The organism is Deinococcus peraridilitoris DSM 19664 (assembly GCF_000317835.1).
GTDB classification, from domain to species: Bacteria; Deinococcota; Deinococci; order Deinococcales; family Deinococcaceae; genus Deinococcus_A; species Deinococcus_A peraridilitoris.
Map to the genome: position 1 here is coordinate 1,857,196 of NC_019793.1, position 24,908 is coordinate 1,882,103.

At 61.5% G+C, this 24,908-nt stretch carries 23 protein-coding genes, 1 tRNA gene and 3 pseudogenes; 17 read left to right on the forward strand and 10 right to left on the reverse strand.

Annotated elements, in window-relative coordinates:
* Nucleotides 1–13: 13 nt before the first annotated feature.
* Both DEIPE_RS09130 and gatB read right to left on the reverse strand, forming a co-directional pair.
* Nucleotides 14–673, reverse strand: coding sequence for a hypothetical protein (locus DEIPE_RS09130; protein WP_015235687.1), 660 nt, complete (start codon nucleotides 671–673; stop codon nucleotides 14–16).
* Nucleotides 670–2,094: an Asp-tRNA(Asn)/Glu-tRNA(Gln) amidotransferase subunit GatB gene (gatB, locus tag DEIPE_RS09135; protein WP_015235688.1), complete on the reverse strand. Its 1,425-nt coding sequence runs from the start codon at nucleotides 2,092–2,094 to the stop codon at nucleotides 670–672. The genes DEIPE_RS09130 and gatB overlap by 4 nt, the downstream gene beginning before the upstream one ends.
* 421 nt (nucleotides 2,095–2,515) lie before the next feature.
* Between gatB and DEIPE_RS09140 the strand changes: the two genes are divergently transcribed.
* The 3 genes from DEIPE_RS09140 to DEIPE_RS23915 all read left to right on the forward strand — a co-directional run bounded on the left by DEIPE_RS09140 (nucleotide 2,516) and on the right by DEIPE_RS23915 (nucleotide 5,279).
* The gene (locus DEIPE_RS09140) at nucleotides 2,516–3,067 is read left to right on the forward strand and encodes a 3'-5' exonuclease (RefSeq protein ID WP_015235689.1); all 552 of its coding nucleotides are present in this window, start codon (nucleotides 2,516–2,518) and stop codon (nucleotides 3,065–3,067) included.
* Nucleotides 3,068–3,138: 71 nt separating this feature from the next.
* A complete protein-coding gene (locus DEIPE_RS09145) occupies nucleotides 3,139–3,582 on the forward strand; it encodes a universal stress protein (RefSeq protein WP_157448822.1) in 444 nt (147 codons plus the stop codon).
* A gap of 617 nt (nucleotides 3,583–4,199) precedes the next feature.
* Nucleotides 4,200–5,279, forward strand: coding sequence for a hypothetical protein (locus tag DEIPE_RS23915; RefSeq protein WP_015235691.1), 1,080 nt, complete (start codon nucleotides 4,200–4,202; stop codon nucleotides 5,277–5,279).
* Nucleotides 5,280–5,330: 51 nt separating this feature from the next.
* Here the strand turns inward: DEIPE_RS23915 and DEIPE_RS09155 are convergent, their stop codons facing one another.
* Complete coding sequence (locus DEIPE_RS09155; protein ID WP_041231355.1) at nucleotides 5,331–5,768, reverse strand: 23S rRNA (pseudouridine(1915)-N(3))-methyltransferase RlmH; 438 nt, start codon at nucleotides 5,766–5,768, stop codon at nucleotides 5,331–5,333.
* 380 nt (nucleotides 5,769–6,148) lie between these two features.
* Between DEIPE_RS09155 and DEIPE_RS09160 the strand changes: the two genes are divergently transcribed.
* From DEIPE_RS09160 to DEIPE_RS25380, 8 genes are all read left to right on the forward strand, one after another.
* A complete protein-coding gene (locus DEIPE_RS09160; protein ID WP_015235693.1) occupies nucleotides 6,149–6,565 on the forward strand; it encodes a hypothetical protein in 417 nt (138 codons plus the stop codon).
* 103 nt (nucleotides 6,566–6,668) lie between these two features.
* A complete protein-coding gene (locus DEIPE_RS09165) occupies nucleotides 6,669–6,908 on the forward strand; it encodes a hypothetical protein (RefSeq protein ID WP_015235695.1) in 240 nt (79 codons plus the stop codon).
* Nucleotides 6,905–7,777: a 16S rRNA (cytidine(1402)-2'-O)-methyltransferase gene (gene rsmI / locus DEIPE_RS09170; RefSeq protein WP_015235696.1), complete on the forward strand. Its 873-nt coding sequence runs from the start codon at nucleotides 6,905–6,907 to the stop codon at nucleotides 7,775–7,777. Before DEIPE_RS09165 ends, rsmI begins: the two co-directional genes overlap by 4 nt.
* Nucleotides 7,778–7,846: 69 nt before the next feature.
* A complete protein-coding gene (pfkA, locus tag DEIPE_RS09175) occupies nucleotides 7,847–8,812 on the forward strand; it encodes a 6-phosphofructokinase (RefSeq protein ID WP_015235697.1) in 966 nt (321 codons plus the stop codon).
* Between the two features lie 144 nt (nucleotides 8,813–8,956).
* Nucleotides 8,957–9,865 (forward strand): ribokinase, encoded by a 909-nt coding sequence (locus DEIPE_RS09180; RefSeq protein ID WP_015235698.1) that lies wholly within the window; start codon nucleotides 8,957–8,959, stop codon nucleotides 9,863–9,865.
* 51 nt (nucleotides 9,866–9,916) lie between these two features.
* Nucleotides 9,917–11,074, forward strand: a complete 1,158-nt coding sequence (locus DEIPE_RS09185; RefSeq protein ID WP_425387731.1) for a deoxyguanosinetriphosphate triphosphohydrolase — start codon at nucleotides 9,917–9,919, stop codon at nucleotides 11,072–11,074.
* A gap of 98 nt (nucleotides 11,075–11,172) precedes the next feature.
* Nucleotides 11,173–11,249 (forward strand) — tRNA-Ile (locus tag DEIPE_RS09190).
* 200 nt (nucleotides 11,250–11,449) lie between these two features.
* Nucleotides 11,450–11,575, forward strand: coding sequence for a hypothetical protein (locus DEIPE_RS25380; RefSeq protein ID WP_157448823.1), 126 nt, complete (start codon nucleotides 11,450–11,452; stop codon nucleotides 11,573–11,575).
* Between the two features lie 181 nt (nucleotides 11,576–11,756).
* On the opposite strand, the gene DEIPE_RS09200 is transcribed toward DEIPE_RS25380, so the two are convergent.
* Together DEIPE_RS09200 and DEIPE_RS24675 are read right to left on the reverse strand one after the other, a co-directional pair.
* The gene (locus DEIPE_RS09200; RefSeq protein WP_015235700.1) at nucleotides 11,757–12,284 is read right to left on the reverse strand and encodes an NUDIX hydrolase; all 528 of its coding nucleotides are present in this window, start codon (nucleotides 12,282–12,284) and stop codon (nucleotides 11,757–11,759) included.
* Nucleotides 12,285–12,307: 23 nt separating this feature from the next.
* Nucleotides 12,308–13,326 (reverse strand): IS630 family transposase gene (locus tag DEIPE_RS24675; protein WP_425387721.1). Its coding sequence is split into 2 segments (ribosomal slippage): nucleotides 12,308–12,847 and nucleotides 12,850–13,326, totalling 1,017 coding nucleotides; the frame shifts between segments, so codons are not numbered across the junction.
* A gap of 179 nt (nucleotides 13,327–13,505) precedes the next feature.
* Between DEIPE_RS24675 and DEIPE_RS25505 the strand changes: the two are divergent.
* A pseudogene (locus tag DEIPE_RS25505) lies at nucleotides 13,506–13,727 on the forward strand (IS701 family transposase); the annotation flags it as partial.
* Nucleotides 13,728–13,878: 151 nt separating this feature from the next.
* Here the strand turns inward: DEIPE_RS25505 and DEIPE_RS09215 are convergent.
* The 4 genes from DEIPE_RS09215 to DEIPE_RS09230 all read right to left on the reverse strand — a co-directional run bounded on the left by DEIPE_RS09215 (nucleotide 13,879) and on the right by DEIPE_RS09230 (nucleotide 19,085).
* Nucleotides 13,879–15,789 (reverse strand): glycoside hydrolase family 2 protein, encoded by a 1,911-nt coding sequence (locus DEIPE_RS09215; protein WP_015235701.1) that lies wholly within the window; start codon nucleotides 15,787–15,789, stop codon nucleotides 13,879–13,881.
* A gap of 205 nt (nucleotides 15,790–15,994) precedes the next feature.
* A complete protein-coding gene (locus DEIPE_RS09220; RefSeq protein WP_015235702.1) occupies nucleotides 15,995–16,825 on the reverse strand; it encodes a carbohydrate ABC transporter permease in 831 nt (276 codons plus the stop codon).
* Entirely contained in the window at nucleotides 16,825–17,733 is a 909-nt protein-coding gene (locus DEIPE_RS09225) for a carbohydrate ABC transporter permease (RefSeq protein ID WP_015235703.1), read from the reverse strand. Before DEIPE_RS09225 ends, DEIPE_RS09220 begins: the two co-directional genes overlap by 1 nt.
* A 65-nt stretch (nucleotides 17,734–17,798) precedes the next feature.
* Complete coding sequence (locus DEIPE_RS09230) at nucleotides 17,799–19,085, reverse strand: ABC transporter substrate-binding protein (protein WP_015235704.1); 1,287 nt, start codon at nucleotides 19,083–19,085, stop codon at nucleotides 17,799–17,801.
* A gap of 406 nt (nucleotides 19,086–19,491) precedes the next feature.
* On the opposite strand from DEIPE_RS09230, the gene DEIPE_RS09235 reads away from it, so the two are divergent.
* From DEIPE_RS09235 to DEIPE_RS09250, 5 genes and pseudogenes are all read left to right on the forward strand, one after another.
* Nucleotides 19,492–20,454 (forward strand): ArsR/SmtB family transcription factor, encoded by a 963-nt coding sequence (locus DEIPE_RS09235; protein WP_015235705.1) that lies wholly within the window; start codon nucleotides 19,492–19,494, stop codon nucleotides 20,452–20,454.
* Between the two features lie 172 nt (nucleotides 20,455–20,626).
* A pseudogene (locus DEIPE_RS23925) lies at nucleotides 20,627–20,797 on the forward strand (IS982 family transposase); the annotation flags it as partial.
* Nucleotides 20,798–21,056: 259 nt separating this feature from the next.
* Complete coding sequence (locus DEIPE_RS09240) at nucleotides 21,057–22,040, forward strand: IS110 family RNA-guided transposase (protein WP_015235706.1); 984 nt, start codon at nucleotides 21,057–21,059, stop codon at nucleotides 22,038–22,040.
* Between the two features lie 167 nt (nucleotides 22,041–22,207).
* Nucleotides 22,208–22,764, forward strand: a pseudogene (locus DEIPE_RS23075) (transposase); the annotation flags it as partial.
* Between the two features lie 432 nt (nucleotides 22,765–23,196).
* Nucleotides 23,197–23,673, forward strand: a complete 477-nt coding sequence (locus DEIPE_RS09250) for a GreA/GreB family elongation factor (RefSeq protein ID WP_015235708.1) — start codon at nucleotides 23,197–23,199, stop codon at nucleotides 23,671–23,673.
* Between the two features lie 591 nt (nucleotides 23,674–24,264).
* Here DEIPE_RS09250 and DEIPE_RS24935 read toward each other — a convergent pair.
* Nucleotides 24,265–24,696, reverse strand: a complete 432-nt coding sequence (locus DEIPE_RS24935) for a hypothetical protein (protein WP_245557618.1) — start codon at nucleotides 24,694–24,696, stop codon at nucleotides 24,265–24,267.
* Nucleotides 24,697–24,908: the final 212 nt, after the last annotated feature.

Here is a 24,908-nt window from a genome sequence, read left to right on the forward strand (position 1 = left end):
TGTACACAGCCGTTCACGGTCGCTTCAGCCCCAGCGCCTGACGTGTCAGAAACGGCAGCGCCACATCGAGCACTCCCAGGACCACGTACAGTGCACTGGGCAGCAGGCGCGGCCAGCTCCACGATCCTTCCAGCTGCAAGGAGGTGGCAAGGTTCATCAGAAAAAACACCCCACCGGCAATGATGTTGCGCACCAGCCACTCCTGCAGCCCCGCGCGCACCCCGAGGTCTTGGGGAGAAGTGAAACCGCGCGCGAGCGCCCGAAACGTTCCCAGCGAGGCGTACAGTGAGGCCCCTCCGGCCACGATGAAGAGCAGTGTCGCAACAGGATGCTGCGCACCGTCACGCACGGGGTCGGCGAGAAACAACAGGGTCAGCAGCAGCAGTTGCGCCGCCCCCATGCCGAGCACCCAGGGAAAAAGTGCGCGAAAACGGCGCAGCCGCTCATCGAATTCCTCAATTCCCCTCCCCAGAAACAGTTCACGCAGCAAGGCACGCTGAGACCCCAGCAACAGCGCCGACAGCCCGCTCGCCACCGCCGTCCAGAGTGAAAAGGCGTTGAGGGGATCGAGCGCCAGCGAGGCCAGCGCGTACAATATCAGCGCAGACTGCAACCCGAGGGCCACCTGAAGGGCCAGACGCGCGGCCTGGCCCGGCGGCGCCTTCAGGCTCACGCGGGCGCCTGGTTCTCGCTCAGCTTGCGCAAAAGCACGTCGCGCACGAGTTCCGGCTGGGCCTTGCCGCCCAGCTCTTTCATGATCGGTCCAAACAAAGCGTTGACGGCCTTGGCGTTTCCACCCCGCACCCGCTCCACCACCTCGGGACTGGCCGCCATGATCTTCTCGACTGCCGCCTCGATGGCGTCCGTGTCGGTCACGACGGCCAGGCCACGCTCATTCACGAGTCTTTCGGGCGCCACGCCGGCCATCACCTCGGGCAGGAGGTCCTTGGCAATGCGGCCACTGATGGTTCCGGCGTCGATCAGCTTCACGAGCGCAGCAAGGTTCGCGGGCGTCAGCGCACTTGCGCTCAACTCCAGATCACGCGCCGCCAGCCAGCCGGACACGTCACCGAGCAGCCAGTTGGCGAGCTTCTGCGCGTCGGCCCCTGTCGTCATGGCGTCGTCCAGAAAACGGCTGTGCGAGACGCTCAGGCTGAGCGTCTCGGCGTCGGCGTCCTTGATGCCTGCCGCCACGAAACGCGCGCGTTTCTGTGCAGGCAGCTCTCCCATGCGCGCCCGAACGCGCTCGACCCACTCGCGGGTGATGTTGAGCGGCGGCAGATCAGGCTCAGGGAAGTAGCGGTAGTCGGCTTCTCCTTCCTTCGTGCGCATCACGAACGTGCGTCCACCACCTTCGTCCCAGCCCATGGTGTCCTGGGTGACGCGTCCACCGTCCTGCAATACGCGCGTCTGGCGGGCGATTTCGTACTCCAGCGAACGCCCGACGCTTTTAAAGGAGTTGAGGTTCTTGACTTCGACCTTGGTGCCCCAGGGCTCACCCGGTCGGTGCAAGCTGACATTCACGTCGCAGCGCATCTTGCCTTCTTCAGGGTTGGCGTCCGAGACACCCAGCGCCTGCGCGATGGCACGCACGAGATTCAGAAACTCGCGGGCCTGCTCGGGGGAGCGAATGTCGGGCTCGGTCACCATTTCGATGAGGGGCATCCCGGCGCGGTTGAGGTCCAGCAGCGAGTACGGCGCGTACATCGGGTGAATCAGCTTTCCGGCGTCGTCTTCCAAATGCGCCCGGCGGATCCCCACGCGTTCGCCACCCACCATCAGGAAGCCGTGACGCGCGATGGGCCGGTCGTACTGCGAAATCTGGTAGTTCTTGGGCGCGTCAGGGTAGAAGTAATTCTTGCGGTGAAACTGCGTGAAACCCTCGACTTCGCAGTTGAGGGCCAGACCGAACATCAACGCCAATTCGACGGCGCGGCGGTTGATGACCGGCAGTGTTCCCGGCAGACCCATCGTGAGGGGGTCGGTGAAAGAATTCGGTTCGTGACCGAAGTAATCCGCCGCGCAAGCCGAAAACATCTTCGTGCGCGTGTTGAGCTGCAGGTGCACTTCAAGTCCGATGACCGCCTGATACATGTCTTGGAGTATAGCGAAGGGTTCTCGCGGGCTTTTGCGCCCTGATCGAGACAAACCACGCGTCTTGAACGTATTGGGCAGGCGAACTCCATCCCAATAAAAAAATGGCCCCTCAATAATTGGGGCCTTTTTCAAGTGCACTTCTAATTGGTGATCAATTCGGCTCTGCGCCTAAAGACAGTAAACACGTTTCTCAACTTGAGGGCGTGAGTAGGCCATTCCGACAAATTTCACGCTCAGATCAGCTTCACGTCAGACTCGGCCTTCGTCGGGAAGGCACAAAAGCGCGTCGTTTCCCTTCCGCAGACCCACTCAGGTGCCAGCACCACCGCATCACGCCTGAGCAGCGCTGCGGCCGGGGGCGTCCTCAGCGTTTCTTGACCTGAAGGCTGGTTTCATGTGACCTGCAGCAGCATACGGTATGGCTTCGATCGTGTTCGTGGACGTGGAGACAGGCGGCCTCGACCCCGAGCGGCACTCGCTGCTGACGGTCGGACTGGTGACGCTCGATACCCGCACTGGAGAACTGAGCCGTCCGACGTTGCTGAAAGTACGTGACACCCCCTACCGTGTCGAAGCCGAGGCACTGGAAATCAACCGTATCGACCTGCAAAGTCACCACGGGCAGGCAGCCGAGCGTGAGCACGCCGCCCATGAGCTGCACGCCTACCTGCAATACCGGCGCAAAAAGCGAGTGATGGTCGGTGGGCACAACGTGAGCTTCGATCTGCGTTTTCTGCGCGCTTTGCTTCCCTCGTGGAACGAAGTGGTGCTGGGCGGCGTGATCGATACCAAGGTAATCGCGCATTTTTTGATGCACACGGGCGCCTTACCCCGTCTCCAATCCAGCCGCCTCGAAGACCTGGCCGCACACTTCGATGTTCGTTACGAAGCGCATGACGCTCTGGAAGACGCCCGAGCCACAGCATTGGTGTACGCCCGAATGCTCAAACTGGCCGCCGAACGCACTTGATGCTCAACTCATAATTTAGGGTATTCCCTCATGCCGCTCATCCGGGCGGCTTACGTTGCCTTCGGAGGTCGATGATGTTTGAACGGATTCTGGTCGCCACCGATTTTTCGCCCAGCGCACAGCGCGCCCTGGACGTCGCGCGCCGCAACTTTCCCGGAGCACGCCTGAAATTGCTGCACGTCCTCGATTCCCGGGCCATGGCCGTTCCCGACTTCACCACCGGCGGCATGGTGCCCGTTCCGCCTCCCAGTGACATTCAGCAGGATCTGGGGCGCGCCGACGAGACACGTCTGCAGCAGGAGACGCTCAGCGGCGAAGAACACGAAATGCTGAGCGGCGATCCGGTGCGGGGAATCCTGCAGGGCGCACAGGCCTGGCAGGCCGATCTGATTGTCATGGGTACACACGGGCGGCGGGGACTGGAGCACTTCTTTCTGGGCTCGGTGGCCGAAAGAGTAGTGCGTGAATCGCTCATTCCGATCCTGACCGTCCGCGACCCCCGACCGGATTCCTGATCTGGCACCAAGACATCGTTGGCGTGACACGACAGGTACTGCCGTTGGCTCTGTCAACCACGCCTCAGGCCCCGAAATGCTTTGGGGCCTGTTCTGCGAACCCCAGGCGGGCATTCAGTTCAGACCGAATCGAGCGTTTTTGCTGCGCAGGCACCATTTCAGGTTCAAGGGCTGTCAGTCTGCAGTGCATTGCAGCGAGACAAGCCAATCAGATGCTTCCAGGAGTTTGGTGCCTGCAGCACAACATCGATGTTGTGGCTCATACCATGCACAGAAGTAAAAATGTTCTGGCTAGATCTCTTTTTAGATCCATTGTTTATCGATATGGTTCCACGATTGGGTTTAACAGGGTGACAAGAATGCATTACAACTTCAAGTTCCAGGGAACAAACCTGAGATAATATGGCAAAACACTACGCTACTTAACTTTTATTAACACTAACTCAAAAAATCGACGCTCAACATGCGAATCAAATGAGCACTATCAAAAGCCAAATTGCCATCCTTATCCCGAAGTCCACATGCCTGTCGCCTACGCTGCCCCTTAGAGGCGCTCCGGGAACGCCCGTCATGTCGTGGCGACGCCCGTGTCTGCCCCAACGCACAGGAGGATTATTATGACAAAGCAAACACGCTGGACCATCCTGACTGCTGCCCTGGCCCTGAGCCTGGGCTCGGTCGCTCTTGCACAGACCGGTACACAGAGCACCCCCGCCACCTCCACTGCGGGTGCACAACTGAGCGGGCAAACCGCCGTGACGCTGCCCTCGGGACAGTTGCTGCTGCCCCACCTGCCGGGTGCAACGCCCATCCGTGAATTCCAGACAGTGCTCGGCGCCGGCGTTGTCTACCAAGGCAACGTGAGTGACGCCATCGTGCAGTACTTCTCCGCACTGCAAGCCCAGGGCTGGACGCCGACCACCGCCGCAACCGCCGCTGACACCGCAACGACGGACACCGCTGCGACCGACACGACGACCGATACAGCCGCAACGGGCACGACCACTGATACCGCTGCGACCGGTACCACTGGCACTACCGGTACGACGGGCACCACTGGTACTACTGGTACGACGGGCACCACGGGTACGACGGGCACGACGGGTACGACGGGTACGACGGGTACGACCACTGATACCGCTGCGACCGGTACCACTGGTACGACGGGTACTACCGGTACCACTGGAACCACGGGCACCACCGGTACGGGCACGACCGGTACCACTGGAACCACGGGCACCACGGGTACTGGTACCACGGGCACCACTGGCACGACGGGCACCACCGGTACGACGGGTACCACCGGTACCACTGGTACGACGGGCACCACGGGTACGACGGGCACCACTGGTACCACCGGTACTACCGGCACGACCGGTACCACTGGCACGACGGGCACCACTGGCACTACTGGTACGATGGGCACCACGGGCACCACTGGCACGACGGGCACGACGGGTACGACCACTGATACCGCTGCGACCGGCACGACCGGCACGGATACCACCGCATCCGGCGCGGCCACGGCCAGCGCCACCGAAGCTGACATCGCCAGCTTCGTCACCACCGATCCCAACGGGGCCCGCGTGCTGATGCTCGAACGCAACGGCGAGCGCGTCATGCTCCGCGTCGAACAGAAGTACGGCCTGACCATCGTCTCGGTCAGCCGCGATCCCTCTGTCCGCATGGGCCAGTAATACACTCACCAAAGAAGCTCCCGCGCCTGCGCGGGAGCTTCTTTTATCACCCTAGCGGTGGTAGGGCTCCCCTTTGCTGATCGAAGAAGCCCGGTACAGCGCTTCCAGCACCACCACCATTGCCAGATCGTGCGGAAAGGTCAGTGTGGACAAACTCCACAGCACCTTTGCCCCGGCGCGCACTTCATCGGAAAGACCGTCAGGGCCCCCGACACACAAAGCCAGTTCTCCGACGCCACCCAGGGCCAGCCGCTCCAGGTAAGCGGCGAGTTCGGGTGAGGTGAACTGCTGGCCTCGTGGATCGAGGGCCATCAGTGGCGCATTGCCAGCAAATCGCATGATGGCCTGGCCCTCGCGCTCGGGAGTACTGTTCGGCAGGTGCGTGAAGCGTAATTTGCGGTAACGCTTCAGCCGCGTTGCGTACTCGTCCCAGCCCAGACGGGCGTATGCCAGCTTCGGCTCACCCACGGTGATCAGGTGCAGCTTCATGCCGTTGACCAACCTTGTGGCCAGGAACATTGTGGCCAGGAACAGGTCGAGGGCACGAACGGCGGCATCTGTCATGCAGCATAAAGCCTTTCCACTTCACCCACACAGACGGTTGCTCCGACAGAAATCCCGGTGTCAGCGAAGCGCCGTCCGCGCCGGCAGGCCCGGGAAATCTGCCCATCCTTTGACGGCGGTGGGACCTGCCAGCACAAGAAACGGCATTCACACGCCCTTGAACCCGGCTTAGGCTGCGGGAGCGGTTCCCTTTCCAGCGGCGGCGGAGCAGGTACACTGAAAGTCATGTGGACGGCACGGACACTCGCAGGACATGGTGTGCGTTCCGCAATGCGCGCGAGATACAGCGCAGCCAGGAGGAAGCGATGAATTACGCGGCGACCCTCGCCGTGCTGATGGTTCTCGCCTTCGTCTTTCCGCTGCTCGTTCGCCTGGCAGCCGATTACGGGGTCGCGCGCTCGACCACTACAACCACGCTGTTCGTCCTGGCTGCGTTCGGCTTTGCGGTGGCGAGCATTCGCGCACGTGTCACCACACACCGCTCGCAGCTCGAGCGGCTGGCCACCGTCAAAAAGCAGATCGAGCAGGACCCGTTCAACCCTCGTGCGTTTTTTGTGGAGGGTGAGCATGTCGGCGCCGTGCTGCTGCAGTTGGGGCGGCGGCGTGAAGCAAGCGAAATGATTGACCGTTACGCCCAGTTGGGCGGCGCACGCGAAAGCGAGATCCTGTCCTTGAAAGAAGCGCTCACGCGAACAGAACGGCGGCAGCGGAGGGAAGCATGATCGGCACTTACCTACAGGGCGTCAGGCCCAGCAGTTTACACAAGCGCGCCCGCCAACGTTCCGGTGCCCAGCGCAATGGCACCTGTTTCGTGGGGAGCCTCGCATGAGGGCCTATCGGGGTGTGGTCGTCAACGGTGTGGTGGAGTTGCAGGGCGTCCGTCTGCCCGAAGGAACGGTCGTGACCGTGACGGTCGGTGAAGCCGAGTTGCTGCGCGCCAAGATTGCCAGCGCCTTGCGGCGCCCCAAACGCGTCAAGATTCGCCTCAAGCCCGCCGCACCCGGATTGGGTTTCGAGGCGCCCGAGGGCGCGGACGTCACTCCGGAAATTTTCGCGCGGGAATGACAGGCCCTGCCCTGCCGCACGTGACCCTGGTGCCCACTCCGGTCGGCAATCTGGGCGACCTGACCTTGCGCGCCATCGAGGTGCTGAAGACGGCCGATGCCGTGGCCTGTGAGGATACCCGCCGCTCAGGCGCGCTGCTGCGGTACCTCGGTATTCACAAGCCACTCGTGCGGCTCGATGCCCATACCCTGCGCGACCGGGCACCCGGCACCCTCGAGAAGTACCCGAGGCTTGCCTACGTCTCGGATGCGGGAACACCCGGCATCAGTGATCCGGGGGCAGAGCTCCTGACGCTGGCCCTTTCACTCGGCGGGACGGCCGAGGTGTTGCCAGGCGCCACTGCGTTTGTGCCGGCCCTGGTCCTCTCCGGTCTCTCGACTGCGCGCTTCACTTTCGAAGGCTTCCTGCCGCGCAGCGGGCGGGAACGCCGCGAGCGGCTCAGTGCGCTGGCGCGACGGCAGGAAACCAGCATCCTGTACGAAAGTCCCCACCGGCTTGCAGCGACCCTGGGTGACCTGACGGGCGTGTGCGGCGAGGCCCGGCGGGGCAGCGTCACGCGCGAACTCAGCAAGCTGCACGAAGAAACCCGGCGCGGCACTTTGGGTGAACTCGCGCAGGTCTTCTCGTCCGGCGCCCGTGGGGAAATCGTTGTGGTGATCGAAGGCGCTCCAGAACCGTCGCAGCAGTCCAACACTCCCAGCGCCGATTTTCATGCGCTGGCCCGGCAGTGGGCGCGCGAAGGAAAATCGAGCCGGGATATACGGCAATTGCTGGTCGCCGCCGGTTTGCGTAAGAATGACGCTTATGCGTTGTCGCTGGCCGTCACCAACCCGGACGAACCAACGGGCGCAGCGCCGTCCGGAGCGTAACCCAGGCAAAGTCTTTCAGGCCGTGACGGCCCGCGCGGTGTACCCACGTGATCTCAGGAGAAAACTGTCATGAAGCGAATTGCAGTTCTGACCAGCGGTGGCGACGCGCCCGGCATGAACGCTGCCGTACGCGCCGTCGTTCGCACCGCCGCCGGCTACGGCCAGGAAGTCGTGGGCGTCCGGCGTGGCTTTCAGGGTCTTCATCAGGGAGACATGCGTCTGCTCGGAGCGCGAGATGTCGCCAATACCATTCAGCGCGGCGGTACGATTCTGCTCACCGCCCGCTCGCACACCTGGCGCAGCCCCGAGGGACGGGCACAGGGCGCGGCGTTCCTGCGCGAGTGGGGCGTCGATGGTCTGGTCGTCATCGGCGGTGACGGCAGTTTCCACGGTGCCCACTATCTGTATCAGGAGCACGGCATCAACGTGATCGGCGTGCCCGGCACCATCGACAACGACCTCTACGGCACCGACCACACCATCGGTTACTTCACCGCCGTCGAAACGGCCCTGGACGCCGTCGACAAACTGCGCGACACCGCCGCCAGCCACGAGCGGATCTTCGTGGTGGAGGTGATGGGCCGCCACGCCGGACACATCGCCCTGGACGTCGCGGTCGCGGGCGGCGCCGAAGAGGTCTTTTTGCCCGAAGAGGAAAAGCACGTTTCGAGCGTGGTGGAGATCGTGCAGCAGAGTGTCTCCAAGGGTAAGGCCTCTTCCATCATCATCGTGGCCGAAGGCTATCCGGGCGGCGCGCTGGGTGTCGCGGCCGCCATCGAGGAAGGCACCGGTTTTGACACCCGTGTGAGCATTCTCGGGCACATCCAGCGCGGTGGTACGCCAGTCTCGAGCGATCGGATTCTGGCCTCACGGCTGGGCGAAGCGGCCGTGCACGGCCTGATCGAGGGCCGCACGGACGTCATGGCAGGGCGCATGAACGGCGAGATCGTCTTCACACCGCTCAGCGAAACCTGGGAAAAACGCAAGGACCTCAACCGCGATCTGTACCGCTGCGCCAAAAACCTCAGCGTGTAGCAGTGCGGCTTTTATCTGCCCGCCCTGAACTGAAAAGCCCGCCCCACCCGGCGGGCTCTTCGCTGGAGCATCAAATACTGTCCGGCCGCAGCGCCTTTTGGGAAACGGCTTGACAGCGCCGCACGAACGCCTTTCACTGTCGTCATGATTCTGACTGCCGGTTCGGCCAATCTCGACTTCGTGGTGCGTGTTCCGCACATCGCGGCGCCCGGCGAAACGGTATTGGGAAGCGACACGGTCCTCATGCCGGGCGGCAAGGGCGCCAACCAGGCCGTCGCCGCCGCGCGCGCGGGTGGCAAGGTGGCTTTTCTGGGCGCGCTGGGCAATGACGCTTTTGCCGACATGCTGCTGGGCTCGCTTTCCGACAGTGCCGTGGACACCCGTCACGTCCGGCGTGTCGCTGCTCCCACGGGCGCGGCGTATATCAGCGTCGCGGAAAACGGCGAGAACGCCATCACCGTCGCGCCGGGCGCCAACAATTACCTGCGCCCCGGCGACCTGCCAGAGCTACACGAGGCCACCCATCTGCTGCTGCAACTCGAAATTCCACTGGAAACGGTCAGCGCCTACGCGAGCGCCGCCCGCGCGGCAGGCGTTCAGGTCGTTCTGAACGCCGCCCCCGCCTGTGCACTGGACACCGCGCTGCTGGCATGCGTGGATATTCTGATCGTCAATGAAGGCGAATTGCGGGCGCTACAAGGCGCTGTTTGCACCGACGGCGACCTCGAAGAGCTGACGGCCGCCGTGCTCGCGCGGGGACCCGGCACCGTGGTCGTCACGCTGGGTGCACGGGGCTGCTTTGCCCGCTCCGGACAGAAAACACACCGCATTCCGGCCTATCCCGTCAAGGTGATCGACACGACCGGTGCGGGTGATACTTTTGTCGGGGTCATGAGCACCTGGCTCGCCCAGGGCGCGGCGCTGCCCGAAGCGCTTCAGGCTGCCAGCGCGGGCGCGGCGCTGACATGCACACGCGCGGGTGCCCAGCCCAGCATGCCGGGTCGACAGGAGATCCTGCGCCTGCTGGCGGACCACAACGCCGGGCAACGCTGACGACAACCGAATGGCACGCCCGGCACCAACGGTTGCTAGGCTGAATTCATGCTGGTTTCCCGTGACATGCTGCTGCAGCGCGAACGCGCCACCCTTGCGCCATACGCGACCTTCTCGGACGAATCGCGTGGTCGGCGCTACCCGGAAGGCGAGAGTGCGCACCGCAGTCCCTACCAGAAAGACCGCGACCGCGTGCTGCACACCACAGCGTTTCGGCGCCTGGAGTACAAAACCCAGGTTTTCGTGAACTATCAGGGCGACTACTACCGCACCCGTCTGACCCACACGCTCGAAGTTACCCAGGTGGCCCGCTCGGTCGCGCTGGCCCTCGGGCTCAACGAGACGCTGGCCGAAACCATCGCGCTGGCACACGATCTGGGCCACCCACCGTTCGGGCACGCGGGCGAACGCATCCTGAACGGCCTGATGCGCGAACACGGCGGCTTTGAGCACAACCGGCAAAGCCTGCGCATCGTGACCCAGATCGAAAACCGGTACGAGGGTTTTCCTGGCCTGAATCTGACCTGGGAAACGCTCGAAGGCATTGTCAAACACGAAACCCTCTTCGATCAGGAGGAAACAAGCGACATTCCCGACTACGAGCCGAGCTGGCGTCCCAGCCTGGAAGCACAAATCGCCAACGTCGCCGATGAGACGGCCTACAACGCACACGACCTCGACGACGGTCTGCGCAGCGGCCTGATCACGCCGCGCGATCTGCGGGGGCTGGCGCTGTGGGACAAGTTCATAGAAGAGCTAAACCTCGACCCTGACCACTTCGACGAAAAACAACGCCGCATCGTGATTCGGGAATTGCTGGGCTGGATGATCAACGACCTGATTCAGGAAAGCCACCGGCGCATCGAGTACTACGGGGTCACGACGCTGGGTGACGTGCGGCGTGTCGAGGCTCCCCTGATTGGTCAGACAGACGAGGCGCGCGCGCTGCTGAGCGACCTCAAGCGCTTCTTGTTCGCGCATCTCTACAACCACCACCGCGTGGTGCGTCAGGTACACAAAGCCGAGCATTTTCTCCGGACGCTCTTCGAAGCCTACTGCAAGCGTCCGGCCATGCTGCCGCCCAGCGTACGCGAAGTCGAGAAGAAGCACGGTCTGGAGCGCGCGGTCTGTGACTATCTGGCAGGCATGACCGACCGCTACGCCATGGAAGAGTACCGTAAGCTGTACGATCCGTACGTCCGCACGTGAGCGGGCGGCGCGCCTTGACCTGCCGCGCGGCATTTGCTAACCTTACTACCGCTTTGGTGCAGCTTCCCTGCGGGGCCAGCATACCGTCAAAGCCCTCTACGGGAGTAGCTCAGCTGGTTAGAGCGCACGCCTGATAAGCGTGAGGTCGGCAGTTCAAGTCTGCCCTTCCGTACCAGAAAACACCGACGGGGACGCGATCGAACAGAAAGCGTCCCCGTCGGTGTTTTGCTATTTTCGGTCAAGCGCCACTACCCGCCACTACGTACCAACAACGTGCGAATTGCCTGCGACCCGTCCATAGGGTGAGAGCGCCGTGATGGTGTCGGCGTGCGGGGATTGGGGCGGCGCAGGTGGTGTATCGAGGGCGTCTTCAGGGTGGCCAAGGGACGCTTCGGACTGGATCGCTTTGTCCCAGGAACAAAGCGGGACGTGTTTCGCTACCTGTGGTTGTCCCTGCTGGCGTACCTGCTATCGCATGTGGAGCAACTTGCGGAGGACTGAGCCGAACTGCCGGATTGAGGGCAACTGGCGAAGCAGGTTCGCTTGGTCTTACTGCGAACGGTAGAAGTTGATTGGCAGTAGTGGTATTGGCTGTGTCCGCGGAATGACCGACCGAGCTCGACTCATACGACGTTGAGGAAACGGATTGGCACCCCACGACCGAGGCAGGGAGCCACAGCCCTCATGCCTGGCTACCTTCCCTGGCCGGCACAAGCTCCGTGATCCGCCCGCAATGCTCCTGGAGCAGGCGCTCCTCGCCCGGCCAGAATAGCGGCGGGAGCTGTTCCAGCGGGCACCAGCATAGCCGGTGTCGTGGGTCGGAGGGCACGCCCGTGACCTGTGCGGTCAAAAACAGGAAGTACTGGTAACGAATCCAGATGCCTTTCCGGAGCCCATAGCGCTCCTCCGTGGCCAGCGACTCCGGCAGCACTTGCGAGAGGTCATGAAGGCCCGTCTCCTCCAGAATTTCGCGGCGGGCAGCCTGCCCGGCACTCTCCCCAGCTTCGATGCCACCTTTAGGAAGGGCCAGGACCAGATCACGGCCCTCACCCTGAGCGGTGAGCGCAACCAGCAGGATGCCCTCCTGCCACCGCACCACGATTCCACCTGCGGCCTGGCGAAGCGGCACCTCGGCCACACGGATATACCAGCTGTCATCAATCTGCATCGCATCCATGTTGAGGGACAGCGGGTACTGAACCTTGGCCATGTATCGACGGGCCAAGACACCCTTCACCACTCGGGTAACGCTGAGGCCGCATAGAACGGAGGAACAAGGTTCTTTCGCCGTATCCTTCCGAAGCCTACCCGCCATCGCTGCTTGAGCTCACCCAGCGTTCGAATGCAGGCGTTGCCGAGCACGTTCCGCTTGATATAGGCCCATAACCACTCAATCGGATTGCACTCTGGCGCGTACGCTGGCAGATACTCGACGGTCAGTCTTGGTTCTGCTTCTACGAACGCCTGCACGCTCTTCGCCCGGTGAATTGCGGGCCGGTCGAAGAAGACGATCACATTCCCAGGAATATGATCCAGCAGGTGCTGCAAGAATTCCTGCACCTGCATGGCCTTCACGGAGTGTTCGTAGGTGTGTTGGTAAACCTTCCCGGTATTGGTGAGTCCCGCGATGATCGAGAGGCTCTTCCAGTTCAGCTTGGTCTCCACCGTTGGGGTTTGTCCGCAGGGCGCCCAGGTCTTCACCACGGTCGTCTTCAGGCTGGAACCTGACTCGTCAGCAAAGACGATGCTGGCGCCCTGCTCTACGGCTTTTTTACGAGCTCCGGATACGTCACTTCCACCCAGTGAGCGATGGCTTGCTCATCGCGTTCCACAGCGCGCTTCTCGGGCTTCTGGTACGTCCAGCCGAGCTGGTGAAGCAGCTTGCGGACATGATCGTGGTGGTACCACACCCCAAAAGCCACGCCGATGAGATCCGCGATGCGCTTGGTCGTCCACAGGTCCTGCTGTTGACCGTGGGCTTTGGGGCCTTGTCGGAGCCGTTCAACCAGTTGGCTTTTCTGCTCGGCGGTCAGGGCGGCTGGACGACCGGTGGCGAGGGTGGCTTTCAAAGCAGCTTCCCCTTCAGCTCGGTAGCGCTTGATCCAGGTGTCGATCGTGGTCATCGAGACGCTGAAGTGCTTGGCGAGGGCGCTGCGGGTGTGGTCACCTTGCCCGATGAGCTTGGCGGCTTCGAGTCGGCGTTCTTCGAGTTGCTGTCGGGTGAGCTGTTGAGGGAACCAGGCCGATGGCATCCCGAAACCCTACCAGCCTTGCTATGAGATTTTTACCGCCGTCACTACTGGGTTGGGTCAGGCGGCTTGAACTTCAAATCGCATTCGAGGAGCTCAATGCTGTGCTCGACCGCAAACGCGCTTCACCCTGAAAAACTGAAAAATGTCAGTTGAACATGGGACCGGGAATTGAAGCAGGAGGTCTGTCGCACTTTGAGGGGCAGTCATGGAGGGGACTACATCATCACGCCACGCTGTGCTCGGTCGCGCTGGCGTTCTTGCAGTGGGCGCGGCTCGAACAGCCCGATGAGATTGTGGGGCAGACCGTGCCAGCAGTGCGAATGGAGTTGGCCGGAGCAGCACTCCGGCCAGTCATCTGTCCGCGTTGCCGTCTTGGAGCCGTACAGTCCGCCAGACCCTAAATATTCCCCGAAGTACAGCTACATGCTCTTGGAGCCGGTGGACCAGCTGTTTTTACCGGCTGGCGCGTGAAGTCACGAAAGTGTCGGGGACCAAGCGCCTTGATACCCATGAAGCTTCCATGCTTCTTTCTATACCCTTGATGCCTGAACGTCAGTCCTCCGCGACGGTATCCATCTGGTGTGACGCTCGTAGCTGCTCGCGACGGCGCTCGTCGGCCAGAGCGTGAATTTCGGCGATCACGTCGTTCTGCAAGGCCCTGGAGACCCGTGTGTTAATCGCCCGGACACGCTCGGTATCGAGTTTTGACGTCCGGTCCTCCCGAAGGAGACCATTCGTTTCCTGCTCGGTGTCCGTCAGCTGGGTGTAACAAAAGCCCGAAATGACCGGACTGTCAAGAACGGCGGTGACGATCTCTTCGTAACGGCTGAGAAGCGCGTCGGTGTCTGGCAGGGTTCCATATCCCCACCAGCGGTCTGCCTGAGTAGGCGCGTGGCTCAGACCACCGAACTCGGTGAGCATGACCGGCTCGCCTTTACGGTGGTGCCCGGCGAGGTAGAAGTTGCGCCGGGACGGCTGCACTGCTTTGAGGGTGTGCTCGAGCGCTTCTGCCGAACCATAGCGCTCACGCAGCGTCTTACCGTCGAGTGCGTAGTCATGCACACCGAGAATGTCACCCTCAACGACCTCCCAACCGTCGTTGCCGATAACGGGCCGCGTTGAGTCAAGAGACACCGTGAGGTGATACAGGCTGCGCACAAAGGCCCGCTGTGCAGCGTCACCTTCGAGGTTCGGAACGCCCCAGCTTTCGTTGATGGGCACCCACGTGACGATGCACGGATGATTGTAATCTCGCTCGAGAACGTCCAGCCATTCGCGGGTCAGCTGGCGTTGTGCCTCTGGTGTGAAAACGTAGGCGTTGGCCATTTCACCCCACACGAGGAGACCCAGCTGGTCACACCAGTAGAGGAAACGCGGATCTTCGACTTTCTGGTGGATACGCACGCCGTTGAAGCCGAGCTCTTTGACCAGCTCGACTTCACGGCGCAGGGCGCCCTCGCCAGGAGCAGCTAGGTGTGACTCAGGCCAGTAGTTCTGCGCCAGGACCATGCGCAGGTAGTACGGGCTGCCGTTCAGCAGAAAGCGTCCGTCGCGCACACCGGCGCTGCGTAGCGCGGTATAACTGCCCACCTCGTCCACGACGATGTCGCCGTCGAGGAGCGAGATTTCCGCGTCAATGAGGTTGGGTCTTCTCGGCGTCCACAGGAGTTCCTTGCGATCAGCCTTGAAGCGCACGGGGTCAAGTTCAATGTCCCGACGGACTTCCTGGCCATGCAGGAGGTAGGTATCGTCAGCAAGTTGCTCGCCTCGGATGCTGAGGCGAACACGAACGCGCAATGGGCGCGAAGGTGACTGGTTCAGGCGGACGTGCAGGCCCAGACGCCCACGTTCGGTGTCTGGAGTCCAGCGGAGCGTCTTGATGAAGGTACGGGGTACGAACTCCAGCCAGACAGGCTGCCAGATACCGGTGGTCCGATGGTACCAGATGCCGTGTGGTTCGAGTTCCCAGTCCTGTTTACCGCGTGGCTGCGCGAGATCTCTGGGATCGTCCTCGGCGCGCACGACAATTTCCTGCGCTTCGTCCGGTGAGAGGACAGACGTGATGTCAGCCGTGAAGGGTGTATGGCCGCCCTCGTGCTCGGCAACGAGGCGTCCGTTGACCCAGACCTGGGCACGGTAATCAACCGCCCCGAAGTGCAGAAGAATCCGGCCCTCGCGGTCCTGAGGTGCAACGGAAATAGTGCGGCGATACCATACGACAGGGTGGTATCCCGTTGCGTGCAGACCGCTCGCCCGGCTTTCGGGTGGAAAGGGCACGACAATGTGCTGATCGAAGGTTTCTGCATGCTCGTACCAGCGTGCGTCTATCCCACGGTTGTCGTCGTCATGCGCAAATTGCCATACGCCACTGAGGTCTTTCCAACGTCTGCGGGTGAGTTGGGGGCGGGGATGCACCCTTTCGCTGGTGGGCTCGGTTGTGTTGGTATGGCTCAGTTCGTGCATGGGTGTCCTCGCTCATGAATGGAGATGGCCGAACATTTCCTCTCGCTCTTGGCGGCAGGAACAGTTGAATTGTTGCGGCTGGTCGTGGCTTGAAGTTTGGGAAAGGAGGCCAGAACTTGTGGTGGCGCATCATGGCCGACGTGTTTGCGATCTTGCTCGTCTGTATGGGTACGTGCACCACCTGGGCTGACCCTGCTGGTGAGGATCAGCCTTTAATCCCGGTGACCGACAGGAAGCCTTCGGTAACGCGCCGCTGGAAGATCAGGTAGGCCAACACCACCGGCAAAGCAGCGAGCACGGCGACGGCCATCGTGCGTGCGAAACGCAGGCCGTAGGCGTCCTGAACTTGAGTGAGGCCCAGCGGAAGGGTCATCATTCCGGTTGAAGTCGTGATGATAAACGGCCATAGGAAGTTGTTCCAGGCGGCGATGAAGGTGACGATGGCGATGCCCCACAGGACACTCGCACTCAGAGGGACATACACCTGGTACAGAATGCGCCATTCGCCTGCGCCGTCCACGACGGCCGCTTCACGAAGTTCTCGTGGGATGGCGTCGAAAAAGCTCTTGAACACGAAAATCGCGACAGGCGAAACGATTTGCGGCAGGATGATACCTGCGTAGGTATTGATCGTTCCCAGATCGTACATGAGCCGGAAGAGTGGAATCAGCAACGCTTCGAACGGAATCATGATCCCCGCCAGGAATATCCAGAACAGCACTTGCTTGCCGCGAAAGCGCAGCTGCGAAAAGGCGTAGGCGGCCAATGCCGCGAGCACGACCGTGGCGATGGTGATCACCAGTGACGTGATGGTGCTGTTGAGGTACCAGCGCGGCAGGCTTCCCAGGGCGATCACTTCCTGAAAAGCGGTGAACGTGGGGGGATTTGGCAGCCACACCAGGGGCTTAGCGACCGCCTGCTCTTCGGGCTTCAGGGCAGTCAGAACCGCCCAGAGAAGCGGGAACGCCCAGAGCGCCCCGAGCAGAAAGGTTGCGATGGTTGCGATGACACCCCAGTTGAAGTTGCTGCGGCGCATCAGCTTTTCCTCGAAAGGAAAGCCGCTTGCAATAAGGACACGGTGAGTACGATCAGGAAGAACGCCACGGCGATCGTTGAGGCGTACCCGGCGCTGAGATTCTGAAAGGCTGTTTCGTACATGTATTGCAAGACCACCCGCGTGGAGTTGAACGGACCCCCGCCGGTGAGGATGTACACCTGCGCGAAGATCTTGAGTGACGCGATCAGCTGCAAAATCAGCACCAGTGTGGTGATGGGCCACAACAGTGGCCAGGTAATGTAGCGAAAGACCTGAAAGCCTTGCGCGCCATCGAGCGCGGCGGCTTCGTAGGTTTCCTTGGGAATGTTCTGCAGACCTGCCAGGAACAGCAGCATTTTGAAGCCGACCGTCCACCACACGGTCACGACGGCGACGGTCACCATGGCGGTGTTCGCCTGGTTGAACCACAGGATGTTCAGTCCCGTGAGGGCGTTCACGATGCCAAAGTTACCGTTCAAAATCCACTGCCACAGCAGCGTCACGACACTGACCGGCAGGACAAACGGGAGAAAGAAGAGAGCCAGCGCAAAGTTCTTCGCGCGAAACAGGCGGTTCACGCCAAGCGCCATCAATAATCCGGTGATGGCCGTTGGAATGGTCGTGTAGAGCGCGAAAGCCCCGGTATTCCGAAGTGACGCCCAGAAGTCGGCATCCCCAATGAGTCTGGCGTAGTTCGCGAAGCCGACGTATGGGCCGGTCTGGGTGAGGGAGCTGTTGGTGAAGCTCAGCTGGACTGCGCGCATCATCGGGAAGATGAAGAAGAGCACGAAGGCAATCAGAAATGGGGCCAGCATCAGGGCGGCAGTCAGATCGCTCGACTTGCGCAGCCGAGCGACCCGTGGACTGCTTGCCTCAGTGGAAGCCGTCGTCGAAATGGTGTCTCTCACGCATCCTCCCGGCGCCAAGAGTAGTGTGCAGCCCCACCTGCTCTATAGGTGGGGCTGCACGAGGATCAGGGGTTGGGGCTGCTGGCCATAAGTTTGTTGGCGTCCGCTTCGAACATACTCCAAGCCTGATCGACGCTGAGTTGACCTTGAATGGCGGCCACGAAGTACTTCTGCGCGGTTGCTTGCAGCGGACCGGCAGCGCCACTGAACCAGCCGGGCGGGTCGAACACGGCGTTTGCTGCTGCCTTGGAGGCGTAATCACTGTTCGGTTTGAGGGCCGCGTATTCTTTGGAGCTGACAGTGGAACGGTAGGCGGGGATGTGTCCACCCTGAGCCCAGATCATGCTGTTTTTCTGCACGTAGGCGATGAAGTCCAGCGCCCCAGCCAGGTTCTCCTTGGAGATGGGCTTCCTGGCGTTGTTGGGAATGGCGAGACCGTGTGAGTCCGCCCAGACATTCTGACTGCCATTGAGGGCTGGCATCGGAGCGACGCCGTAATCGAACGCGATCTTGTTCGCTTTGCGTCCATCCACCACACTGGGGACTTCCCAGACGCCGTTGATCATGAACGCGGCTTCTCCGGTCGTGAACTGCGCAACGAACGACGGGTAGTCGGCGTTCATGGCCATGTTCTTGTTTTTCGCCCAGTCGACCATGGTCGCGAGGGCTTTCTTGCCTGCTTCGCCGGCGACGAGCTTGTTGTTCTCGACGATCTTGGCCTTTTGCTGGGCCATCAGCGTAATCCACATCCTCCAGGGCGCAGACGACGTTGGGTTGTTCTGGAAGGCCAGCCCTGCCTTGCCGGTTTTGTCCGTCACGGCTTTGAGTGCGGCATTGAATTCAGCCATCGACTTGATGGGCTTGAGGTTGCCGCGCGAGTCCAGCAATCCTGCTTTTCCAGCGAGGTCTTTGTTGTAGTAAAGCACCAGGGGGTGCGTGTCGAGTGGTACCGCGTAGAGTTTGCCTTGGTACTTGGCGGCGTTCCAGAGGCGTGGGAAGAAGTCGGCTTGTTTGAGCCCGACACTGGCGAGTTCCTGTTGAGTGATGGGCCGCAGCAGGTTGTCGGGCGCCCAGCCGGTCATCCGGGACAGGTGAAAGCTGATCAGGTCCGGCGCTTCTCCGACCGAGGTGGAGGTGCGGACCTTGGTGTAGAACGGTACTCCCCATTGCAGTGTGGTCTGCTCGATCTGGTACTTGTTCTGGCTGCTGTTGTATCCGTCGACGAGTTGCTTCATGCGGGCGCCGTCGCCGCCACCAAGAAAATTCCAGAAGGTAATCTTCTGCGTGGGCTGGGCCAGGGCGGCGCTGCCGAGCAGGGTACTGAAGATCAGGATACGGCTGATTCGGGTCATGGGAACTCCTTGAGGTTATGGGGCGAATGTGGGATCACTGACGGGTCTTATCCGAATGGTGGGGCGTGCGACGAGAGTTCCTCCTTAGATAGAGAAGAGGTGTCAGACGAGGTGCCGGCCTTGGGCCCAGTAACTGGGGGCTGCAAGAGGCATTTTCGGCATCTGTTTTCGGTGAACAGGCTGCTGAAAGGGGCGAACGATCCAGGCTTGGCGGTCCTCTGAGCTGCTGAATTGGTGTTTACCAAACTTACATCCCTCGCCCATATTTGTCAAGCGGAGTTGCTAGTTTAGCTACTGCTCAAATGCCGATGGCATGCTGAAATAGCACACTTCTTGAAGGGCGCTCAGAAATTTCGGCCTATGGTTGTCTCAATATTTGTAATAAAGTTGAGACAAAGGAGGAGGTATGCCCATCTCTGGTCCCCGCACCCTGGTTGTGGACAGTGAATTGTCCATGCCAGTGCTGAGTGCTCTTACGCACGACACCCGCTTACTAATTCTCAGTTTTCTTTCGCATAACGTCATGAACGTCTCCGAACTGACCAGTGCCCTAGGCTTGCCCTATACGACGGTGCTCTTTCATCTCAAAAAACTAGAGAGCGCCGGGCTGGTGAACGTCGAATACACGCCTGGCACGCGCGGTTCGCAAAAGCTGGTGTCCAAGCGCTACGACGAAATGCTGTTCAAATTTCCCGGTGTAAACGTTGAAGCGAGCGCGGACGTGGTGGAAGTCAGTATGCCCATCGGCGCATACCGTCTTGTGGATGCTCGGCCCATGTGCGGCCTGGCCTCGGATACGAGGACCATCGGACGGATGGACGATGCACGCTCCTTTTACGAACCGGAACACATGTTTGCCCAGCTTCTGTGGTTTCGCAGCGGCTTCGTGGAGTACGCCTTTCCCAATAACCTGCCGTTCGGCGCTCACGCCACCGAGTTTGAACTCTCCATGGAGATATGCTCGGAAGCGCCACAGTACAACCTCGACTGGCCCTCAGACATCACCCTCTGGGTGAACCATGTCGAAATCGGAACCTGGACATCACCAGGCGATTTTGGCGGCGTGCACGGCAAACTCACCCCGGCATGGTGGCCCGACGATCAGACCCAGCATGGATTGCTCACGTATTGGCGCGTGACATCCCAAGGCTCCTTTGTTGGCAGTGAGCGCGTGTCAAACGTGATGTTGTCCGACTTGGGGCTTGAGGAGAATAACCATATTGCTGTTCGTCTTGGTGTCAAAGACGATGCCCGGCACGTCGGAGGGCTCAACTTGTTCGGACGGCGGTGGGGCAATCACCCGCAGGACCTGCTGATGCGTACGCACTACGCTTTCGCGGCCCATCAGAAACCCTATCGTCTTCGCTGAGCCAGGCTGCGATGGGAATCGGTATCGCTCGGGTGAGGTGCAGGTGACTGCGGAGATGGTTGCTTGATTATCTCTGGTGAGCCGCAGCCTCTCGAATGGAAAATGACTCTACTGACATACCGCGAATAGGGGTTGACAGGGTGGGAATAAAAATGGGAAAGGGACGGTGCTTATGGGCCGTCCCGATCTCAGTTTACTCCCATTGACGCAGGCTGTTCGACAACTCACCCTGTGGCTTGCTCCCCAGATGCCGTCCAAACTGCTCCACACCCACGAGAAGATCAGCGATGCCGAGCTGATCGCAGTAGCCCTACTCCAACGGCTGCACAAGGTGCCGTACTTCAGCCGCCCAACGGGTCGGGCGAAGCCCGTCCCTCGACTGGTAGGATTTCCTGAAGCGCAACCATTTTCCACGCTTCCCCTTGTAAGTTGGTGTTGGGACACGACGTGGCAGACCGAACTACCCTGGGCGCCTGACGCCGGTTTTGAGCGTGCGTCGCCACGTCGCCCAGTCCTGGCCCAAAGCCCGTACAGCTGCGTGAACCTCCGAGTTCGTTTCTGCAAGGTCGGGTGGGGCTGGAACACGTCCCAGGAGGTTCTGCATGACGAATCCAGAACTCTTTGTCGGCATCGACGTCTCGCAAGCTCGCCTGGATGTGGCTCTGCACCCAACCGGTGAAACCTTCTCCGTCAGCAACGACGACGAAGGCTTCACCCTGCTCTGCACCCGCCTGGCAGCTTCGTCGCCCACCCTGATCGTCTGTGAGGCCACAGGCGGGATGGAGCGTCCCGTGGTGCTCGCTTGCACCCTCGCTGGCCTACCCATCACCGTCGTCAATGCCCGCCAAGTGCGGGACTTCGCGAGAGCGACCGGCCAGCTTGCCAAGACCGACCGCCTCGACGCCCTCATCCTCGCCCGCTTCGCGCTGGCGGTGCGGCCGGAAGTCCGGGCCATCCCGGATGCTCAGTTGCGTCACCTCGAAGCGCTGGCGGTGCGCCGACGGCAGATCGTTGCGATGCTCACGGCCGAGCGTAACCGACTGGGAGCCGCACAGAGCAAGGTCGTGCGGACGCACATCGAGCAACTCATCAGTCATTTGCAAACGCTGCGCAAAGACCTCGACCGCGAATTGCTGGAGGCCGTGCAGGCTGAGCCCGTAACGCAGCACCGCTTCGAGCTGCTGTGCAGTGCACCTGGCATCGGTCCGGTGGTCGCATTGACCTTGCTCTCCGCCTTGCCTGAACTTGGCGTGCTCTCCCGAGGGCAGATCGCTGGCCTGGTGGGCGTCGCTCCCATCAATCGAGACAGCGGGCGAATGCGGGGAAGACGCACGACCTGGGGTGGGCGAGCCGAGGTGCGTACCGCTCTGTTTATGGCGACCACGGTGGCCGTGAGACACAACCAGACCATCAAGGCTCACTATGAGCAACTCCTCGCGCGCGGTAAACCGAAGATGGTCGCGCTGATCGCTTGTCTCAGGAAGTTCGTTGTTCGACTGAATGCCATGATCCGTACCGACAAGCCATGGCAGGACCAGGCCGAGGAAGCAAGCAGGCCAGTAGGGACAGCAAACGCCGTAAGCTGAGGGGGCCGACTTCGAAGTGAGCCACCAGAGCTCGTGCCGGTCCGTCACGGATCCTTGTTCGAGGTCGGCTTGCTTGTTCTGCCACTGTTCTCAGCGCGGTGGTCATGATTGGTGCCACCAATCATGACCACCGCGAGGACTTGAATCTTGACTTTCAAGACAGCTGCTCAGAAGTGCAAATACGTCTCACGCTGAACCGACTGGCCTCCGTCATTGAAGGGCTCTCCACTGAAGTCGAAGCACTGGCGTTCGTGGCAGTGGACTCCGAGCCGCTTCCCGTCTGCACTTTCAAGCGAGCACCCCGATGCAAATTCAGAGGGACCAAACACAGCTTCAGCACCGCTGGCTCAACCTACGGTTTCAAGCTGCACGCCTGGAGTACCTTGAACGGCACGATCGCCAGATATGAAATCCGTCCGGCCAATGAGCACGATTTCGTGGTCGGCTGTGCCATGAACCGAGACTGGGCCGCTTACGGTGCACCCAAGCAGACTGAAGACAAGGGCTATCAGTCCGGGACGTACCTGACGCCAGGCAGCCTGACCCTCGCTGGAAGGACCAATACGCTGCTACCCGCAAGATCATCGAGTCAGCCTGCTCAGTCCTGGTGGGTATGGCGCTGCGCTCGGGGCAAGTCAAGACCCTGGCCAGTCTGCGGCTCAAGGTCGCCCTGCTGATCCTGGCCCACACCCTCAGGTTCCGTGTCCTGCCCCTCCTACCCTAGAACGACCTGCCCAGCAACCCCTATTCGCGGTGCCTGATAAGCGTGAAGTCGGCAGTTCAAGTCTGCCCTTCCGTACCAGAAAAGAGAGACAGGGACGCAATCGAGCAGAATGCGTCCCTGTCGGTGCTTTGCCATTTTCGGTCAAGTGCCACTCCCCGCCACTACGCACCAACAACGTGCGAAGTGCCTGCGACCCGTCCATAGGGTGAGAGCGCCATGATGGTGTCAGCGTGCGGGGATCGGGGCGGCGCAGGTAGTGTATCGAGGGCTTCTTCAACCGCCGTGCACGCATCTTCTTCGCGAGCTCTGCATCAATCCCGCCCCGAACGTCGGTTGCTGCCTGCCGCGTACGCTCTTACCCTTCCTGACGTCGAGAACAACGCGCCTTCTTCGTTCTGGTCGCGTCCGTATGCCATCTTGAAGATACTCACCATGTCCAGACCTTCCACACTGACACCCGCTGGTGCCGCTCGACTGCGGCAGGCGCTGAACCGCGAGTACGACCGTATCGAGAACGCCCGCCGCCTCGTGCGGGAGCAACGTGAAGCCAACGAGCAGGAGAGTCTCGGGCTCGTCGAAGCGCAGCAGCACCTCATCGCGGTCGAGATGCGCATCGCCGAGCTGGAGGAGATCCTCGCCCAGGCCGTCATCTTCACGGACCAGCAGGACGACCGCGTCACGCTCGGCTGCACGGTCGTCCTGCGGGACGTGGACACCGGTCATGAGATCCACGTTCAGCTGGTCAGCCCGGCCGAGGTGAATCTGCCAGGCGGCGCGGTGACGCGGCTGAGCAGCCTCAGCCCGGTTGGAGCGGCGTTGCTTGATCGGCGGGCCGGTGAGGCGTTCACGGTTACGACCGGACGTCGGGAGGTGACGTACATGGTACAGCAGGTGACCTTCGAGGGCTGAGATCGTGACGCTCCAACCAGTGTGGGTTGCCGACGATCGCATCCCAAGCCGGTCGTGCCCGCAGGCTGCGAGGCCCGCGAGGGGCCCCGCCTTGTCGTACGGGTGTCCGGCTACTCCAGCAGGGCGGGATGCTTCGGCCAAGCCAGCCAGAACGTCGACACGCGAGTGTGAAGAGATGGCGTGACGCGAGCGCCAGCGTTTGGGCGGGTGAGGTGCTTTGACGTCGAGCTTACCGGGTGCTCGCACCGGGGAGTGAGCCCGCAGCGGGCGTGCCAGGCGCAACTCGCGAAAAAAAGGCGGAGCCGAAGCTCCACAGGGGGCAGGTTGCTGGAGTTGCACCAGTCTTAGCTCTTGCCTGCTCGTACGCCCGTTTTCATGAGGTGGGCGCCTCCCTCATCGTGTCAATAGAGGTCACGCAACAGTAAGCAATCAAAACGATCACACTTTAAAACGCGAGTGCGGCCGTTCCGTGAGCTCACGTAAAAGTTTTCTTGATGCTGGGCTGAGCAGACGACGAGCAACGCTGCGAGGCCCGCCACGATGGCAAGCGCCTTTCGGGCACGCGGTACCCTGAACGCATGGCACAGGACTTCACGACGACCTGGCCGAGGCGGCTCTCGGCACGACAATGCGAGCGCCCGGCGTGGATGGAGAACCACAAGTGCGTCGTGCGCATGACGCGCGCACCCGCTGACGTGATGGATTGCCTCTGACGCGCAGGCAGCGTTTGATGCCTCGCCGCCTGAGGAAGCTGAACCACGTCCGTCCAACGAACTCCCGGTCGACCACCAGTACCCGCCACCGCATGGCAGGCAGCACCTTCAGCAGCCGAGCGACCAGCCGCTCACGCGCTCCGGTGTCGCTACTGCGGACAGGCCCGGAAGGTGCCGTTCTGTCCAAGACGCCACCGTGCGGCAAAGCCATCCACACCAGCGGCAAGGTGAAGCCTTCAAGCACCACGCCGAGAACGAGGACGTTCAATTCGGCTTCGCCGTACTCCCAGTGTGTGCGATCCATGGTCATGACCAGCTTCTGGTCGGGCAACAGGGGCAGGAGCAGCTCGAGGAAGACGTCATGATCGAGTTGGGCGTCATGCAGACAGCGCTCGACTCGGCGCAGCTTGTTGGTGGCGCCGTTTGCCCGGGCAGATGGAGGGAGGGCCGAGCATGCTTGGTCGAACGCGCTTGAATCAGTGCGGTGACGACCTCGGCGAGGCGTTGCAGGGTGTCTCGGCG

Bases quoted from the DNA above. Each gene is read 5' to 3' on its own strand.
- gatB (WP_015235688.1), bottom strand. From the start codon at position 2,094: ATGTATCAGGCGGTCATCGGACTTGAAGTGCACCTGCAGCTCAACACG.
- DEIPE_RS09140 (WP_015235689.1), top strand. From the start codon at position 2,516: ATGGCTTCGATCGTGTTCGTGGACGTGGAGACAGGCGGCCTCGACCCC.
- DEIPE_RS09145 (WP_157448822.1), top strand. From the start codon at position 3,139: ATGATGTTTGAACGGATTCTGGTCGCCACCGATTTTTCGCCCAGCGCA.
- DEIPE_RS23915 (WP_015235691.1), top strand. From the start codon at position 4,200: ATGACAAAGCAAACACGCTGGACCATCCTGACTGCTGCCCTGGCCCTG.
- DEIPE_RS09155 (WP_041231355.1), bottom strand. From the start codon at position 5,768: ATGAAGCTGCACCTGATCACCGTGGGTGAGCCGAAGCTGGCATACGCC.
- DEIPE_RS09160 (WP_015235693.1), top strand. From the start codon at position 6,149: ATGAATTACGCGGCGACCCTCGCCGTGCTGATGGTTCTCGCCTTCGTC.
- DEIPE_RS09165 (WP_015235695.1), top strand. From the start codon at position 6,669: ATGAGGGCCTATCGGGGTGTGGTCGTCAACGGTGTGGTGGAGTTGCAG.
- rsmI (WP_015235696.1), top strand. From the start codon at position 6,905: ATGACAGGCCCTGCCCTGCCGCACGTGACCCTGGTGCCCACTCCGGTC.
- pfkA (WP_015235697.1), top strand. From the start codon at position 7,847: ATGAAGCGAATTGCAGTTCTGACCAGCGGTGGCGACGCGCCCGGCATG.
- DEIPE_RS09180 (WP_015235698.1), top strand. From the start codon at position 8,957: ATGATTCTGACTGCCGGTTCGGCCAATCTCGACTTCGTGGTGCGTGTT.
- DEIPE_RS09200 (WP_015235700.1), bottom strand. From the start codon at position 12,284: ATGGCCAAGGTTCAGTACCCGCTGTCCCTCAACATGGATGCGATGCAG.
- DEIPE_RS09215 (WP_015235701.1), bottom strand. From the start codon at position 15,789: ATGCACGAACTGAGCCATACCAACACAACCGAGCCCACCAGCGAAAGG.
- DEIPE_RS09220 (WP_015235702.1), bottom strand. From the start codon at position 16,825: ATGCGCCGCAGCAACTTCAACTGGGGTGTCATCGCAACCATCGCAACC.
- DEIPE_RS09230 (WP_015235704.1), bottom strand. From the start codon at position 19,085: ATGACCCGAATCAGCCGTATCCTGATCTTCAGTACCCTGCTCGGCAGC.
- DEIPE_RS09235 (WP_015235705.1), top strand. From the start codon at position 19,492: ATGCCCATCTCTGGTCCCCGCACCCTGGTTGTGGACAGTGAATTGTCC.
- DEIPE_RS09240 (WP_015235706.1), top strand. From the start codon at position 21,057: ATGACGAATCCAGAACTCTTTGTCGGCATCGACGTCTCGCAAGCTCGC.
- DEIPE_RS09250 (WP_015235708.1), top strand. From the start codon at position 23,197: ATGTCCAGACCTTCCACACTGACACCCGCTGGTGCCGCTCGACTGCGG.
- DEIPE_RS24935 (WP_245557618.1), bottom strand. From the start codon at position 24,696: ATGACCATGGATCGCACACACTGGGAGTACGGCGAAGCCGAATTGAAC.